We start from the raw sequence: 18,046 nt of genomic DNA on the forward strand, positions 1-18,046 counted from the left end.
ATAACATAGAGGGATAATGAACAAAGATGGATGAACGTAAAATGAAGGGATTGACTATGGAAAAACAAGAATCTTTAGCACCACATGATACAAGAAAACGTGTTCTTTCGATCATATCGAGTGCATCAGGGAATCTGGTAGAATGGTATGATTTTTATGTTTATTCTTTTACATCTATTTATTTTGCCTCACAGTTTTTTCCTTCCAATGGAGATGTTGTTACCGAACTTTTAAAATCTTCCTTCGTCTTTTTTATAGGCTTCCTCATGCGTCCAATTGGCGGTTGGCTCTTTGGATTTATTGCGGATCGTTATGGACGTAAACGCTCTTTGCTGATTTCTGTTTTTATGATGTGTGGTGGTTCGTTTCTCATCGCTCTTCTTCCTACATATGAAACAATTGGAGCAGTAGCACCAATTCTTCTTATTTTACTCCGCATGCTTCAAGGGCTCTCCGTCGGCGGTGAATACGGAACAACAGCGACTTATATGAGTGAAGTTGCTCTTAAAAAACGTCGTGGTTTCTTTAGCTCGTTTCAATATGCCACGCTCATTGGGGGTCAACTCCTTGCAAGTTTGGTTATGTTTATTCTCGCCCTCTATCTCACAGAAGATCAGTTAAAGGCATGGGGCTGGCGTATTCCTTTTGCGATTGGTGGATGTGGTGCAATTGTTGCGATTTATCTGCGTCGTTCACTTCACGAAACAACCACTAAAGAAAGTCGCTCTAAAAAACAAGCTGGCAGTCTTAAAGAACTTCTACGCAATCACACAAAAGCGTTCCTTTTAGTTATCGGTTTTACAGCAGGAGGATCGCTGACATTTTATACCTGTACGACTTATATGCAAAAATATCTGATAACAACAACCGGATTTGATAAGCATACTGCGACAACAATAATGACTGCTGCACTATTTGTTTTTATGCTACTCCAACCGCTCTTTGGCTCTCTCGCAGATAAAATTGGCACAAAAGCTTCACTGCTTATTTGGAGTTCCTTATCTATCATCTTTACAATTCCTGCACTTAAAATTATTGGAAACACTAATGATATGTGGGTTGCTCTCTCTATTATTATTGGCATGCTTTGTATTATGAGCTTTTATACGTCCGTCTCTGGTATCGTAAAAGCAGAAATGTTTCCTGCTTCAATCCGAGCAATGGGGGTTGGTCTCTCTTATGCTATTGCTAACGCGCTATTTGGTGGTTCTGCTGAAGCTGTGGCGCTTGAATTTAAAAAAATCGGCTATGAATCTATATTCCACTTTTACATAGCCGGCATGATGATCATTGCCTTCATTGCAATTCTCTTAATGCCAGATGCTCGTAAAAAAGGGTATTTACAAGGAGATGATATCGATTAACTTTTAATCCTAACAAAAAAGCCCAGAATACTGGGCTTTTTTTATATCTGCTCTACGGGAATTTAAAACTTACACTTTTTTATTTTTATCCTTCTAAACACGCTAAAGAAAAAATTTTCTCTCCTCCCGCATGGGACCCTTATAAAAACAAAAATAGCTCCACACTGTTATGAAGAGATGCTTTTGGGGCTGAATTTCGTTTACTGAAGACAAAAAACATTTGTTTTATTTTAATACTTCTATTCTTCATCAAAAAAGCCCCCATGAAAAATAGAAAATACCCATTATGTTATGAACTTTCGCACTTTTTAAAGACACGTTTCTCAAATATACTCAAGTCCATTTCATGACACAACATCAAACCTATAAGCCCAAAACAGCATTCATCATTCTAGAAAAAATCTTACAGTGAGACCACTAAAATTTAAGTTGCAATATCATTCTTTTACCATTGTAAATTTTTAACCTCTCCATTAGCCTCTATAAAAGAATATACTTATGAAATAAAAGTAATAATTACAAACAGTATAAATTAAATTATAACTCATAATATAATTTAATTTTATTTGCCTTATTTACATTAATATAAATATTGTTCATTATTTTTAAGCTGCAAAGAAAAGCTCTTAAAAAAATAAAAATACAACAAATGATCTTAAAGTGTTTTCCTAAGAAATTATCATGATACAATTAAGTTTTTATGATACAGATCATCAACAACTTTGACGAGTATAAAAATTATCAATGTAAAAGGGGAAAACATCATGAATCACCAAATAACTTTAGATCCACATGATACAAGAAAACGTATTTTTGCTATCATATCCAGTGCCTCAGGAAATCTGGTAGAATGGTACGACTTTTATGCTTACTCCTTTGCATCGGTTTATTTTGCATCACAATTTTTTCCTAAAGATAATGATAACGTTACACAACTATTAAAAACTGCAGGAATATTTTTTATTGGCTTTCTTATGCGTCCTATTGGAGCATGGCTCTTTGGCTTCATTGCTGACCGCTATGGACGCAAATGTTCAATGCTGATTTCTGTTTTTATGATGTGTGGGGGATCTTTTCTCATTGCTATACTTCCCACTTACGAAACCTTGGGAATAACAGCAGCATTCCTGCTGCTTTTAATCCGCATGTTTCAAGGGCTCTCCGTCGGTGGTGAATATGGTACAACAGCAACTTATATGAGTGAGGTTGCTCTTAAAAAGCATCGCGGATTCTTTGCATCTTTCCAATATGCCACACTCATTACGGGACAGCTTCTTGCGAGTTTCATTATCTTTATTCTAGCACTTTATTTCACTGAAGATCAGTTAAAAGCATGGGGCTGGCGTATTCCTTTTGTCATTGGTAGCTTTGGAGCAATGGTTGCAATGTATCTGCGCAGTTCGCTCCATGAAACAACGACCAAAGAAAGTCGCTCTAAACAACATGCTGGAAGTATTAGAGAACTTTTACGCAATCATACAAAAGCTTTCTTTTTAGTTATTGGCTTTACAGCGGGAGGATCACTCACATTTTATACATACACCACTTACATGCAAAAATATCTGATCACCACCACCGGATTTGATAAACACACTGCGACGACAATAATGACTGCCGCACTCTTCATTTTTGTGTTACTCCAACCCCTCGTTGGTTCTCTAGCCGATAAAATTGGTACAAGGATTTTGCTCATTAGCTGGAGTGCCTTATCCATTATCTGCACAATTCCTGTTCTTAAAATGGTTGGCAATGCTCACAATGCATGGGCTGCGCTATTAATCATTATCGGAATGCTGTGTATTATGAGTCTCTACACCTCCATTGCTGGTATCATAAAAGCAGAATTATTCCCTGCTTCAATCCGAGCAATCGGTGTCGGACTTGCTTTTGCCATTGGAAATGCACTGTTTGGTGGCTCTGCGGAATATGTAGCGCTTGGATTAAAAAATATGGGATACGAATCTGTTTTCTTTTTTTACATAATTGGTATGATGATTATTGCACTTATCTCAATTCTTTTAATGCCAGATATAGACAAGGGGGGATATCTGAAAGATGATGAGATCCATTAAATTTTTACGCACAATAAAAAGCCCAAATCGTTGGGCTTTTTATGAATGTTATAAAGTCTTAAAAAACAACAAACATAAAACAATTCATTTTCGACCGTTTACCATACAGGAAAAACTCTTATGCTTCTTGCACAAGGTGGGGAATCTATAAATCTATATTATTGAGATTTTTCAAAGATCTTTAATCACAAAGCGACAAAATCATAAAAAATTACACAACTTTTTTGCACTGTTTAAATATCCTATAGGAAATTCTTAAACCAGTTATTTAAGCACTCTTTTTACCAATATTTCATCCCGCTTAAATCTCCTTTTCAATGCCCCCTTCCCCTTACATACGCTGTGATGCACTTTATCCTACAACGCAATAACACCCTCAAAAGGCTCACGCCTATATAAAAACAGACTCTCTTAAATAGCTTTCATAAGAAATTACTATGATATAATTAAATTTTAGTGATACAAATTATAAAACACACTTAATAATAAAAAAATAAATTATAAATCTAAAAGGGGAACATTTCATGAAAAATGGAACAACTTCAGCATCACAGGATGCAAGAAAACGTATTTTTGCTATTATAGCAAGCGCATCAGGAAATCTCGTAGAATGGTATGATTTTTACGTTTATTCATTTGCATCAATTTATTTTGCCTCACAATTTTTTCCTTCAGATGATGATGCAATTACGCCCCTGTTGAAAACTGCAGGTGTCTTTTTTATTGGCTTTCTTATGCGCCCTATTGGAGCTTGGTTTTTAGGATTTATCGCCGATCGTTATGGACGTAAATTCTCGATGCTTGTCTCCATTTTTATGATGTGTGGAGGTTCTTTTTTCATTGCCATACTTCCCACCTATAAAACCTTGGGAATAACATCAGCAATCCTTCTCCTTTTAGCTCGGATGATGCAAGGACTTTCAGCAGGTGGCGAATATGGTACAGCAGCTACTTATATGAGCGAAGTTTCCCTCAAAAAACATCGTGGGCTTTTTGCTTCTTTCCAATCTGGCACCCTTATTACAGGTCAACTTCTCGCTAGTTTTACTATATTTATTTTAGCAATTTATCTCACTGAAGATCAGTTAAAAGCATGGGGATGGCGTATTCCTTTTGTGATTGGTGGATGTGGAGCAATCGTTGCGATTTATCTGCGCCGTTCGCTCCACGAAACAACCACAAAAGAAAGCCGCTCTCAAAAACACTCTGGGAGTCTTAAGGAACTTCTCACCAAACATACAAAAGCCGTTGTCGTAATTGCCTGCTTTGCATCAGGAGGATCACTCACATTTTATACCTTTACGACTTATATGCAGAAATATCTGATCACCACCACCGGCTTTGATAAACATACCGCAACAACAATAATGACAGCTGTACTGTTTATTTTCATCCTGTTCCAACCCATAGCGGGAATCATCGCCGATAAAATTGGAACCAAAACTTTACTCATCATTTGGAGTATACTCTCTGTGCTCTTTACATTTCCTGGGCTCTGGATCATCGGTAACACCCATAGTATATGGGTTGCCTTATCTGTTATTATTGGCTTGCTCTTCATTATGAGCATGTATACATCTATCTCTGGTGTCGTAAAATCAGCCATGTTTCCCTCTTCCATACGTGCATTAGGCGTTAGCATCTCGCATGCTATTGGCAATGCTTTATTTGGTGGTTCTGCTGAATACGTCGCGTTTGGATTAAAAAAAGCTGGATATGAATCACTGTTTTATTTTTACATAACCATCGTGATGATCATGGCTTTCATTGCGCTTCTCTTTGTCCCGAGTATGCGTAAAGGAGGCTACCTCCAAGACGATGAAAAACATTAACGCCCTCTATAAACGAAAAAGCCCAAGAAATTGGGCTTTTTTTATCATTATCACAAATTTAATATTGTTTAAATTTTATCAAGTGCATTGAGTTGCTTAGCGACTAAATAATAAAAAGTTATACGACTTTTTCTACGCTCTCCAGCCATCATCTGAGCAACTTTTGAAACAGCCATTTTAGCATTCTTCTCATCAGCTTCTAAAACATCTTGGATCCATTTTTCAACACGTTCTAACTCTTTTGGATCGGATGTTGCAACAAGCGCTGCATCCTGCTTTTTCATCACCAAAGCTAAACGATGGCTAAGTCGTTCGACTGCTGCTATATCGGGATTTGGATCATATACTTTAATATCTGCTAGATTATTTGTCATTTTGCATCATCTCCTCTTCAAAAATGAGCAACTATACTTTTATAGCCGCATCATATAGCTCCATAAATAATTAGAGGATTAAAAATATTAACAACCCCCCTTTTCCTAAGACTGTTCTTCATCTATATTTAGAGAGCTGGCTTTCCAGCTATGGTAATAAATGGACGGTGAAATAAACCTATTGGACCCGGGGGCGGTACCCGGCGCCTCCACCAAAATATAAACCACCAAAATTATATTTTGGTGGGGGCGAAATAGGATCGACAAGGGTGTAAAGATCGCTCTTTTACTCGGCATTGTACCACCGTTATCGGGCTAAATGAGTAGTTGCAAATGACAACTATGCGGAAGCACGTCTCGCCGCTTAAGGTGGTGTGAATGTTTCAAAATGACTCTTAAACCGTCGCAGGTTTAAGCGGGGTTGGAAGGCACCTGGCAACAGAAGCCTTCACTTTTTAAATGTTATTGATTGATCTTTCAGACATTATCAGACATTATTTTTGTGTTTTTTTGATTCAATGAGGTACCTCGTAGACAAAATACTGCTGTTTTTTAGATACATTCTCTTACACAAGATCAATACGGCCCATTCTGCTACGTAAAATAAAAGGAATAAACTTCGATGGTTAAAGATCAAATCCGTTACGATATTCTCGTTCAGGATGCGCTTCGTGGAGTTATCCGTAAAGTTTTATCAGAAGTTTCTAAAGCAGGACTTCCAGGAAATCATCATTTTTTTATAACTTTTTTTACAAATGCTCCAGGCGTTAAAATTTCTCCTCGACTAAAAAATCGCTATCCTGAACAAATGACGATCGTCTTGCAACATCAGTTTAGAGATCTTAGTGTTTCAGAAACAGCCTTCGAAGTGACCCTCTCTTTCAGAGAAATTACTGAAAAACTCTTGATTCCTTTTACTTCTATTCAAGTCTTTTACGATCCTGTAGCAGCCTTTGAAGCAGCATTTGACCTCCCCTCAAAACTTCCCGCTGTAGAAAGTGAAGATGCAGAAAATACCTCTTCTACGCCTATCGTTCCATCAAACAAACAAAAAAAAGAAAATACGCTCATAAAAGAACAAAATCTCAGTGCCAATAAAGAACCTTCAGATAACGATACAAAACCAAGTGCTGATGTTGTCTCTTTAGATTCTTTTCGGAAAAAATAAATTTTTTTATGACTGAACCGATAAATCTTCGCCAATTTCGAAAACAAAAAAAGCGTGCAGAAAAAGCTCTTCATGCTGCGGAAAATCGTTATCGTTTTGGACGGACAAAAACTGAAAAACTTTTCGAACAACAAAAATCTTTCAAAACGCAAAAATTTCTTGATCAAAATCGTTTACGAAACGACGAATAAAGAGGGAAAAAATGAAAGAAAGTGTTTGTATTGATTGGTCAAAAGTCATTCCGCAAAAGATATCTGTTCGCGTTGATGGACACGCAACAAGCGTCTCTTTAGAACCGCCATTTTTAGAAATTCTCAAAGATATAGCCCGCAAAAAAGGACAATCTTTAGCCTTTATTATCACTGATATTGATAGCCAAAGACCACAACAAGTCAATCTTTCGTCCTCGTTACGCGTTTACGCTCTTCAAAGTATTCTGACAAAACGTCTTTAAATACTTGCTTTTGTTTTAACATCTCTCATTCAATTAAGGCTGTTGTGGCTTTAAAAAAGTTTTTTAAACCTAGCACTTTAATGAAAAAAAGATTACAAAAAAGGTATAATGAATAATTTTTCCGATCATATACCTTTCTTTGAAAAAGATGGCGCTCCAACCCATGATGAGAAAAACTCTGGGATTTCTTCCCATGTTCTAAAAAACAAACAATCATATAACATAGACTATTTAGAACAGCTCAACCCAGAACAGCAACAAGCTGTTATAAATACGGAGGGGCCTCTTTTAGTCCTTGCAGGTGCTGGTACTGGAAAAACACGTGTTTTAACAACCCGTATTTCTCATATTCTACGCTCTAGACTTGCCTCTCCTCAACAAATACTTGCTGTCACTTTTACCAACAAAGCAGCCCGTGAAATGAAAATACGTATTGGTGAACTCATTGGAGAAGTGGTAGAAGGAATGCCTTGGCTTGGAACTTTTCATTCCACTGGAGCTAAAATTTTACGCCGCCACGCAGAGCTTGTTGATTTAAAAAGAAATTTTACAATTCTCGATAGCGATGATGTTCTCCGACTTTTAAAACAGCTTATTCAAGCTGAAGGATTAGACGACAAGCGCTGGCCCGCACGAAACCTTGCCATGATGATTGATTCTTGGAAAAATCAAGGGCTTTCACCAGAACATATCTCAAAAAGTGATTCGCATTCCTTTGGCAATGGCATGGGACGCGACCTTTATTACAGTTATCAAAATCGATTAAAAGATCTTAATGCTTGTGATTTTGGCGATCTTTTGCTTCATTCTATCTCTATCTTCCAACATAATCCAGATATTCTTCGCGAATATCATTCTCAATTTCGCTATATTCTTGTCGATGAATATCAAGATACAAATACAGCACAATATCTTTGGCTTCGCCTTTTGGCACAACATCCTCAAGATCAAAATGTTAATCTTTGTTGTGTTGGCGATGATGACCAATCCATTTATGGATGGCGTGGTGCAAAAGTCGAAAACATATTACGATTTGAAAAAGATTTTCCTTCTGCCCAAATTATTCGTCTAGAACGCAATTATCGCTCAACATCTCATATTCTTAAAGCCGCCTCTCATCTGATTGCTCATAATGAAGAAAGACTGGGCAAAGTTCTTTTTTCTGCTCAAATAAAGAGTGAGGAAGAAAAAGTAAAAATTCATTCAGCATGGGATTCGGCAGAAGAAGCGCGAGCCATTGGAGAAGAAATCGAACGCGCTAAACTAAGCGGTCATGCCTTAAATCATATGGCTATTTTGGTACGCGCCTCATTTCAAATGCGTGAATTTGAAGATCGCTTTGTAACGCTTGGTCTTAACTATCGCGTCATTGGTGGTCCTCGTTTTTATGAACGAATGGAAATACGTGATGCCATGGCTTATTTGCGCGTTGTTGTCCAACCCGCTGATGATTTAGCCTTTGAGCGTATTATCAATACCCCTAAACGCAGCATAGGCGATGCAACCTTGCGCATTCTTTATGAGAGTGCACGCGCACGTGCTGTTTCTCTCTTTTCTGCGGCCACTGACATCATTGAAACAGACGAGCTAAAGCCTAAGACACGTAGTGCTTTACGAAACCTTATTGAAAACTTCCGCCGCTGGCAAAATATGCTGCAAAACACCCCCCACAGAGAGCTTGCCGAGATCATTCTTGATGATTCTGGTTACACCGCCATGTGGTTAGAAGACCGCTCACCAGAAGCGCCCACACGACTAGAGAACCTTAAAGAAATGATCCGTTCCATGGAACAATTTGAAAATCTTCAAAGCTTTTTAGAACATGTTGCACTGGTGATGGAAACGGAAAATAATGAGAACATGGATGCCGTCAACATCATGACACTTCATTCCGCTAAAGGGCTTGAATTTGAAACAGTTTTTCTTCCAGGCTGGGAGGAAGGGCTTTTTCCCCACCAACGCTCATTAGATGAATGTGGACGCTCAGGACTAGAAGAAGAACGGCGCCTTGCTTATGTGGGGCTTACAAGAGCAAAAAAACATCTACATATATGGTTCGTATCCAACCGTAGAGTCCACGGACTTTGGCAATCTGCTCTTCCCTCCCGTTTTCTAGATGAACTACCAACAGAACATATAGAAGCCATAGCCACGGAAACATCTTATGGTGGTTATGGAAAATCCTCCTTTCAACATCACAATTGCTTCTATAATGACTATGCAACACCAAGACAAAAGCGTGTACAAAAAAACAAAAATATTGAAGGGAACGTTATCGCTCAATCAATCTCTCACGCACCATCAGATTTTTCTATTAATGATCGAATTTTTCACATAAAATTTGGTTATGGTCATATTACCGCGATAGACGATCACAAATTGACAATCATGTTTGAAAAAGCTGGAGAAAAGCGTGTTCTAGATAATTTTGTAGACAAAGCTTAACGAAAGAAAACCACAATCCCTTTTTTCAAAAGACCTCTTTATTTTATTTTGAATGTCATTTCCATTTGCGAACAAAAGCTTCAATGGAAAGGTTTTGCATATCAGGCAATGCGTTGTAAATTTTATCAAGGGGCCAATCCCACCAAGCCATATCTAAAAGATTTTCTATGACATGATCGGGAAAACGCATCCGCAATTGTTGAGCTGGAACCCCAGCAACAATCGTATAAGGCATCACATCTTTCGTTATAACAGCATTAGCTCCAATAATTGCCCCATGTCCAACTGTTACCCCAGGCATAATAACCGCTCCATGCCCAATCCATACATCGTGCCCAATGATAACACGTTTTGCACAACGCTTTTCGCGAAAAGAACAATCGAGGGACCTATAACGAAAATATTCATTTGGCCGATAGGTTATTTTATGCGTTGAAACGCGCTCCATGGGATGCTCCAACGCATTCATCCGTACATGAGATGCAATAGAACAAAAACGACCAATATCGCTATAAATAGCCTCACTATTCCGTTCTAAATAAGAAAAATCCCCAATGGTTACATCCCTCAAAATGACTCGCTCATTAATTTCCACATAGCGTCCTAATTTACAACCATGCAACCGTGCCGTTGTGTGAATACGTGGTTTACTTTCATGGAATCGAAGATCATTCTCAATATTCATTTAGCTTTCACCAATTTTTGTCCGATAATTAACACAAGAGACATAACCATCAGATGAGCAAAATCAACCATGAAACAAAGATTGCAAAACAAACCAGCCAATGCTAGAGTTTTTGGGCACCTTTAAGAGAGACAAGCTATGAAGAATGTAATCCGCATCTTGGGACTAACAGTTATATTTCTTACGGGAATTTTTATTTATGATACATTGATCAATAAGCCTTTAGGTGATGACTTTACGCTCACCGATTCAAATGGACAAACTGTTACGCAAGCTGATGTTCGCAGTAAACCTTCAGTTATTTTCTTCGGTTTTACGATGTGCCCTGAAATCTGTCCTACAACATTGATGAATCTTGATCGATGGTTAACAGCTCTTGGACCAAAGGCTGATAAATTAGGAATATGGTTTGTGACCGTTGATCCTGAACGAGATACACCGGAAGCTCTTCATGAATATCTTAGTAATTTTACCAATAAAATTATTGGCATTAGCGGAGAGCCTGAGAAAGTTCATAAAATGGTTAATTCATTTAATATTTTTGCTGAAAAAGTACCGGGAACAGATGGAAATTATACTTATGATCATACAGCAGCAATTTTTTTGCTTAAAAAAGGTGGCAAACTCGCTGGTATTATACCTTATGAACCCACAGAAGACGATAATGAGTTAAAAGACGAAATTGCCATTGAACGACTCAAAAAACTTGTCTCAAACTAAATAAAAAGCCAATTATAAAGAAAGAACAGGATGTCACAGCAAATTCGTCTGTATTATACTGCTTTTAAAAGTGAAGCAGAACGATTTTATACGCTTATAGAAACAGCTTTTGATGAAGAAGGGTATCCTTTGGCTCTTACAGAGATAGATGAAAAAAATGCCATCTATGAGCTTTCACTCTATGTAGACCAAGATAATCAAGAACATGTCTCGAAACGTTTTGCACAGACCCTTTCTATAGATTCTGATAAAATTAATAGGGAAGTTTTACCTAATATTGATTGGGTGCAAAAAAGCCTAGAAGGACTACAACCTGTACATGCTGGCCCTTTTCTCCTTCATGGAAGCCATAACCGTAACGATATCCCACAAGGTGTTTTTCCCATTGAAATTGACGCAAATCAAGCTTTTGGCACTGGACATCATGGAACAACAGCCGGTTGTTTAGAAATGATTGCCAAAGTCATGAAACACGAGAATCCACAAAATGCCCTTGATCTTGGAACTGGCAGTGGTGTCTTAGCCATTGGCATAGCAAAGCTCAAAGCTATTGCTATACTTGCATCTGATATTGATCCCATTGCTATTAAAGTTGCACAACACAATATCGCACTCAATGGCGTAGAAAAATATATTAGGGCAATTACAGCAATAGGTTTTGCCCATGATGAAATTGTATCACGTGCGCCCTTTGATCTTATCATTGCCAATATCCTTGCCAATCCGCTTATTGAACTTGCACCAGGAATGGTTCAAGTCCTTCAAAAAGGTGGATCACTTGTACTTTCTGGAATCCTTGAAGAACAACATGATCTTGTATTGGAATCTTATGTAAAACAGGGATTAAAACATCTTGAAACATACCACCGTCAAGGATGGGTTACGATACATCTGAAATAAATGAAAAGGACGTTGTTATGTATCAATCTTTTGAAGCAACAACAAATCCCAGCCATGCTCTCGGGCGTATTTCCTCTCTTCGTAAAGAACTCGATCGTCTTGGGCTCGATGGTTTTCTTGTTCCCCGTAGCGATGAACATCAAGGAGAATATGTTCCCCCCCATGCTCAACGCTTAAGCTGGCTCACTGGCTTTACGGGTTCAGCAGGGATTGCTCTCATTTTAAAAAATAAAGCTATTATCTTTACTGATGGACGCTACAAACTCCAAGTTCGCCAACAAACTGATCCTCATATTTTTGAATATGAAGATCTCGTAACGTTCCCCCCCTCACAATGGCTTGAAAAAAATGGAAAACAACTTTCTATTGGCTTTGATCCATGGCTCCACACCATTGCCGCTACAGATACACTGAAAAAATCCTTAGAGATAAAAACAGGTGGAAAGCTTATAGCAGTTCAACAAAATCCTACTGACCTTATTTGGCATGATCAACCACCATTACCACAATCTGCCTTATCGATTCATCCTCTCCAATATGCAGGATGGGATAGTGATGAAAAGCTCTCTTTAATTCGCAAAACCATACAACAAATCCGTGCAGATGCTTTTATTTTTACAGATCCCTCCTCTATTGCATGGATATTCAATATACGTGGCAATGATGTTTCCAATACACCTTTTTCTCTTTGTTTTGCCCTGATACCCATAGAAGAAATACCAGCCTTATTCATTGATAGCAAAAAGCTTGGTATAGAACAAAAACAATATCTGGAACGTTATGCAAAATTATATGAACCAGAACAGTTTATTGTAAAGATCAAAGATTATAATCAAAAAGGCATGATTTTTGCCTTAGATCCACAGTTAACATGCGAAAAGTTACGCACTGTAATTGAAGAGGATGGACAATCTTTCATTACACTGACCGACCCTGCTGCTCTACCCCGTGCCATTAAAAATAACACAGAACTAGAAGGGGCGCGGAAAGCACATCTGTGCGATGGTGTCGCTCTTACCCGTTTTCTTGCTTGGTTAGACAAACAAACACCAGGCACAATAAATGAAATTTCTGCTGCTCAAAAATTAGAAGAATTTCGCATAAATACAGCAAAAGACATGGGAAAAAAACTTGAAGATCTCTCTTTTGATACAATCTCAGCAGCAGGTGCAAATGGAGCGATCATCCATTACCGTGTAACGAATGAAACCAATAAACAACTCAAGTCTGGTGAACTTTACCTTGTGGATTCAGGTGGACAATACCGTGATGGTACCACAGATGTCACACGCACGGTAGCAATTGGGAATATTGGAGAAGAAGAAAAACGCTGTTTTACTCTGGTCCTAAAAGGCATGATTACTCTTTCAACCGCTTGCTTTCCAAAAGGAACACGCGGACAAGACATTGATGTTCTAGCACGCATTGCCTTGTGGAAAGCCGGTTTTGATTATGCCCATGGTACGGGTCATGGCGTTGGTTCTTATCTTTCTGTTCATGAAGGACCACAAAATATTTCATGCAGAGGGAGCCAAGAATTGATCCCTGGAATGATTGTTTCTAATGAACCTGGATATTATCGCGAAGGCGCTTTTGGTATCCGTCTTGAAAATTTGCTTATTGTAAAGCCAGCACAAAAAATTTCTGGTGGAGAGAAAGAAATGCTTTCGTTTGAAACACTCACCCATTGCCCCATTGATCGAAAGCTCATCCTTCCAGAGCTTTTAACACAAGAAGAGCGACAATGGCTCAATAATTACCATGCTCGTGTTTATCAGATGAATGCACCTTATTTAAATGAAGAAGAGAAAGAATGGGTAAAAGAGGCAACTATGCCTCTTTAAGTGAAGAAATACAATTTCTTTTACGCTTTCAACAAGAATACTCTCGCTCTTTTTTCAAGCAAAAATGTGGACTAAACATAAGGAAATAATTAAAATGCCTCATTATTTTATCGTCTTGATAAGACTTTTACAGCATTAATAATTATAAATTGGCTTTCAATATCAGTAAATCGTATCTAATGAGAAAAAAATAAGAATATCCATCACGCTTTAGCGTCATTTTCCCTCCTAAACATTATGTTTCTCAATCAGCTGTAGCCAAGCCTCTTCATCGATAACCTCAACACCTAACTCCCCAGCTTTAGTCAATTTTGATCCCGCTCCAAGCCCTGCAACAAGAAGATCTGTTTTTTTAGAAAGTGAACCGGAAGTCTTTGCCCCTAATCGCTCTGCCAATGCTTTTGCTTCATCGCGAGACATACGCGTCAAAGTTCCTGTAAAAACTATGATCTTTCCCGCTAACGGTGAAGATGCTGTCAAAACAGGCTCCTCATCGAGAGGAGTCACTTCTTCAAGCAAAACAGCCAAAACCTCACGATTATGGGCTTCCTTATAAAAATCAACAATCGCACTGCCTACCTGTGGCCCAATTCCTTCGATATTGGTAAGCTCTAGCCAAGCCTCATTGCCTTCTTTATTTTCCTGCTCACATGGCATAAGTGCTTCGATTGCCGCGGTTTCAAAAGCTGTATAAGTTTGATAAGCCCGCGCAAGGCGGCGTGCATTGACCTCTCCAACATGACGAATCCCCAATGCAAACAAAAAACGACTTAAAGGAATTTTGCGGCGCGCATTAATGGCATCATAAAGTTTACGCACTGAAACAGCACCAAAACCCTCCATATTTTCTAAACGTACCAACGAGTTTTCTTGGCGCCGCTGTAAAGTAAAAATATCAGCAGGTGTATGAATCCGAAGCGTTTTTTCTTGAATATGAAAGAAAAACTCCACCTGTTTTTTTCCAAGCCCTTCAATATCAAAAGCATTACGCGCAACGAAATGACGAATACGCTCAATCGCTTGTGCAGGACAAATAAGCCCCCCAGTACAACGACGCACTGCTTCTCCTGCTTCACGAACCGCATGGCTGCCACAAGCAGGGCAGAGATGAGGAAAAACAAAAGCAGAAGAATCTTTTTGACGTTTTTCTACAACAATATCAACTACTTGAGGAATTACATCACCAGCACGTTGTATAATCACCGTATCGCCGATACGAATATCACGTCCCTCACGAATGGGCTCTCCTTTATGACCAATTCCTTTAATATAATCCTCATTATGCAAACTAGCATTGGTCACCACCACCCCACCAACAGTAATAGGCGTAAGACGTGCAACAGGTGTTAATGCTCCAGTGCGCCCCACTTGAATATCAATGTCTTCCAAAAGTGCCGTAGCCTTTTCTGCTGGAAATTTATGCGCAATAGCCCAACGCGGCGAACGAGAAACAAATCCCAAACGCTTTTGGAGCATTAAATCATTAACCTTATAAACAATGCCATCAATATCATAGTTTAAAGAATAACGGCATTCTTCGATATCATGATAATAGGAAATAATTTCCTCTACTGTCTTAAAAACTTTTGTTAATGGATTGATAATAAAGCCATATTTTTTGATATTTTTTATCATCTCTATTTGGCTTTCTGCAAATATTTCGCTCACCTCACCACAACCATAAGCAAAAAATCGCAGCTTTCTGCTAGCAGTTATCCGTGAATCCAGTTGACGCAGTGATCCAGCCGCAGCATTTCGAGGATTGGCAAAGGTTAACTTACCCTTCTCTTTCTGGCTGATATTAAGCGCTTGGAAATCCTCCCGCTCCATATAAACTTCACCGCGAACCTCAAGAATATCAGGAAATTTGCCTTGCAAAACTTGTGGAATATCAGCAATTGTTCGAGCATTCGCTGTCACATTTTCACCAACAGCTCCATCACCCCGCGTTGCAGCACATACAAGCCGTCCCTTTTCATAGCGCAAAGACAACGATAAACCATCAATTTTTGGCTCCGCCGTTATTTCTAATATTTGTATTTCTGAAAACCGCAAAAAACGACGCACACGTTCAACAAATTCAGTAACATCTGCAGCACTAAACGCATTATCAAGGGAAAGCATCGGTTGTGTATGAACAGATTTTTCAAACTTTTCAGAAACCGGTGCTCCAATTTTATGTGAAGGAGAATCTATACGAACGAGTTTGGGAAAGAGAGCTTCAATTTCTGCGTTACGCCGGCGAAGAGCATCATATTCTGCATCAGAGATTTCAGGTTGATCATCACGATTATAAAGCACATCATGACGTGCGATCTCTTTTGCTAACCATTCTAATTCACGTTCTGCTTCAAGAGCAGTGAGGTTTTTAATTCCGTCCTTGTTCATAAAATCTATTCCAAATGATGGGCTATAGTCATAAAAATCTCAACTCTTTAATTATAAAGTGAACTCAAATGAACACACGCTTGTCAGTAAAATAATTAATAAGCGATATTTTTATCGTTCAATCACTGAATCTTTATGCAAGAAGTTTTTGAGCAGCAGCTCGTGCCTCCTCAGTAATCTGTTCTCCTGCCAACATACGAGCAATTTCTTCTGCACGCTCCTCCTCTTCCATTTTATGAAGAACAGTCATAAAACACCCCTTATCATCACTTTCAATCTTTGAAATAAGAAAATGACTATGCGCTTTTGACGCGACTTGGGGTGCATGGGTAATAGCAAAAACCTGAATCTTTTCCGACAAACGTTGCAAGCGTTGCCCAATAGCGGCCGCAACAGCACCCCCAGCACCTGTATCAATTTCATCAAAAATCAACGTGGGAGCTGATCCGCGATCAGATAACACAACCTTTAATGCCAATAAAAAACGAGACAATTCACCACCAGAAGCAACACTCAGCATGGGTCCAGCACGTGTTCCAGGATTGGTTCGAACCCAATATTCAATACGATCACACCCCTCCGCACTTCGCCTTTCAACATCAGTCTGCATTTCAACAATAAATTCTGCCTTTTCTAATTTCAACGCCGGCAACTCAGCCATAACACTTTCAGATAAATGCTTTGCTGTTTCCCGACGCTTTATTGTTAAGACTTTTGCCAACCTATCATAATTTTTTTGTGCCTCCCTTGCCTCATCTTCAAAACGCGTTAACGTGTTCTGAGCCTCTTCAAAATCCGTAAGTTCAGCATCCATTTTATCGCGCAACTGGACCAATTCATCGGCAGAAACTTGATATTTACGCGCAAAACCGCGCAGCGTAAAAAGGCGTTCTTCTATCCGTTCCAATTCATCAGGTTCAAAATCCAATGCCCGCATTGCCGTCTCAATGCCTTCTTGTGCTGTTGCAAGTGCACACAATGCCTCATCAATAGATTTCACCACTGGTGCAATGAGCTCCTCTGCCTCAGGAATTTTCCGCTCCAAGCGCCTTACCAAATTAGAAAGCATCGGAATGGGCGATTTTTGACCACTTAAAAGATCATCCGCTTCTTTAATATCCGTCGCTATTTTTTCTAATTTAAGCATATCTGCGCGACGAAGAGAGAGAGCCTCCTCTTCACCAACTTGAAAATCAAGCTTTTCAAGTTCTTCCACACACGCACGCAGATAATCCACCTCGCGCGTTGCATTTTCCACTTTAAGACGCTGTTTTTGCAAACGCTCTTCACATTCATGCCATACCCGATAACACTGGCGCAAATTTTCGACTTCATCTTCAAGCCCACCAAAAGCATCTAATAATTGGCGATGTATAGCAACATCAACAAGCGCACGATCATCATGCTGTCCATGGATTTCAACCAAGTGACGACCAACACTCCGCATCAATGCAACACTCGCCACCTGATCATTGATAAAGACACGACTACGTCCATCACTCGATTGCACACGCCGTAAAATAATATCCCCCTCATCATCAAGACCATTCTCACGAATAAGCTGACGTGCAGGATGTGAAATAGGGACATCAAAAACAGCCGTAACCTGCCCGCGATCAGTACCATGACGCACAAGCGAAGCATCTCCCCGTCCCCCAAGAGCCAGCGATAAAGCATCAAGGAGAATAGATTTTCCCGCCCCTGTTTCTCCAGTTAAAACCGTCAATCCCGCCGTGAAATGAATATCGAGCATTTCGATCAAAACAATATTATGAATCGAAAGCTGTACCAGCATGAGAG

General features: G+C 39.1%; 14 protein-coding genes and 1 other RNA gene. 11 read left to right on the top strand and 4 right to left on the bottom strand.

What is annotated here, in order from left to right:
• The first annotated feature begins 56 nt into the window (after positions 1–56).
• From D1093_RS07750 to D1093_RS07760, 3 genes are all read left to right on the top strand, one after another.
• Positions 57–1,364: an MFS family transporter gene (locus D1093_RS07750; RefSeq protein ID WP_026500893.1), complete on the top strand. Its 1,308-nt coding sequence runs from the start codon at positions 57–59 to the stop codon at positions 1,362–1,364.
• 764 nt (positions 1,365–2,128) lie between these two features.
• Positions 2,129–3,436 (top strand): MFS family transporter, encoded by a 1,308-nt coding sequence (locus D1093_RS07755; RefSeq protein WP_120101765.1) that lies wholly within the window; start codon positions 2,129–2,131, stop codon positions 3,434–3,436.
• Positions 3,437–3,960: 524 nt separating this feature from the next.
• Entirely contained in the window at positions 3,961–5,268 is a 1,308-nt protein-coding gene (locus D1093_RS07760; protein ID WP_120101767.1) for an MFS transporter, read from the top strand.
• 68 nt (positions 5,269–5,336) lie between these two features.
• Here D1093_RS07760 and D1093_RS07765 read toward each other — a convergent pair whose 3' ends face one another.
• Complete coding sequence (locus D1093_RS07765; protein ID WP_120101769.1) at positions 5,337–5,642, bottom strand: DUF2853 family protein; 306 nt, start codon at positions 5,640–5,642, stop codon at positions 5,337–5,339.
• A 96-nt stretch (positions 5,643–5,738) separates the two neighbouring features.
• Between D1093_RS07765 and ssrA the strand changes: the two genes are divergently transcribed.
• The 5 genes from ssrA to D1093_RS07790 all read left to right on the top strand — a co-directional run bounded on the left by ssrA (position 5,739) and on the right by D1093_RS07790 (position 9,709).
• Positions 5,739–6,095: a transfer-messenger RNA gene (ssrA, locus tag D1093_RS07770) on the top strand.
• A 169-nt stretch (positions 6,096–6,264) separates the two neighbouring features.
• Positions 6,265–6,810, top strand: coding sequence for an SspB family protein (locus D1093_RS07775; RefSeq protein WP_120101771.1), 546 nt, complete (start codon positions 6,265–6,267; stop codon positions 6,808–6,810).
• An 8-nt stretch (positions 6,811–6,818) separates the two neighbouring features.
• Positions 6,819–7,001, top strand: a complete 183-nt coding sequence (locus D1093_RS07780) for a DUF4169 family protein (RefSeq protein WP_120101773.1) — start codon at positions 6,819–6,821, stop codon at positions 6,999–7,001.
• An 11-nt stretch (positions 7,002–7,012) separates the two neighbouring features.
• Complete coding sequence (locus D1093_RS07785; RefSeq protein ID WP_120101775.1) at positions 7,013–7,264, top strand: ribbon-helix-helix domain-containing protein; 252 nt, start codon at positions 7,013–7,015, stop codon at positions 7,262–7,264.
• 108 nt (positions 7,265–7,372) lie between these two features.
• A complete protein-coding gene (locus D1093_RS07790) occupies positions 7,373–9,709 on the top strand; it encodes an ATP-dependent helicase (RefSeq protein WP_120101777.1) in 2,337 nt (778 codons plus the stop codon).
• Between the two features lie 55 nt (positions 9,710–9,764).
• Here D1093_RS07790 and D1093_RS07795 read toward each other — a convergent pair whose 3' ends face one another.
• Positions 9,765–10,394, bottom strand: coding sequence for a DapH/DapD/GlmU-related protein (locus tag D1093_RS07795; protein ID WP_120101778.1), 630 nt, complete (start codon positions 10,392–10,394; stop codon positions 9,765–9,767).
• Positions 10,395–10,532: 138 nt separating this feature from the next.
• Between D1093_RS07795 and D1093_RS07800 the strand changes: the two genes are divergently transcribed.
• Genes D1093_RS07800 through D1093_RS07810 form a run of 3 tightly spaced genes read left to right on the top strand, consistent with a single transcriptional unit; the run spans position 10,533 to position 13,858 of the window.
• Positions 10,533–11,114, top strand: a complete 582-nt coding sequence (locus D1093_RS07800) for an SCO family protein (protein ID WP_120101780.1) — start codon at positions 10,533–10,535, stop codon at positions 11,112–11,114.
• Positions 11,115–11,144: 30 nt separating this feature from the next.
• Complete coding sequence (locus D1093_RS07805; protein WP_120101783.1) at positions 11,145–12,014, top strand: 50S ribosomal protein L11 methyltransferase; 870 nt, start codon at positions 11,145–11,147, stop codon at positions 12,012–12,014.
• 17 nt (positions 12,015–12,031) lie between these two features.
• A complete protein-coding gene (locus D1093_RS07810) occupies positions 12,032–13,858 on the top strand; it encodes an aminopeptidase P family protein (protein ID WP_120102387.1) in 1,827 nt (608 codons plus the stop codon).
• 228 nt (positions 13,859–14,086) lie between these two features.
• On the opposite strand, the gene ligA is transcribed toward D1093_RS07810, so the two are convergent.
• Positions 14,087–16,246 carry an NAD-dependent DNA ligase LigA gene (ligA, locus tag D1093_RS07815; protein WP_120101785.1) on the bottom strand — a complete coding sequence of 720 codons (2,160 nt, stop codon included), beginning with the start codon at positions 16,244–16,246 and terminating at the stop codon, positions 14,087–14,089.
• Positions 16,247–16,379: 133 nt separating this feature from the next.
• Positions 16,380–18,041: a DNA repair protein RecN gene (recN, locus tag D1093_RS07820; protein WP_120101787.1), complete on the bottom strand. Its 1,662-nt coding sequence runs from the start codon at positions 18,039–18,041 to the stop codon at positions 16,380–16,382.
• Positions 18,042–18,046 lie beyond the last annotated feature (5 nt).

It is taken from the genome of Bartonella kosoyi (genome assembly GCF_003606325.2).
GTDB classification, from domain to species: Bacteria; Pseudomonadota; Alphaproteobacteria; order Rhizobiales; family Rhizobiaceae; genus Bartonella; species Bartonella kosoyi.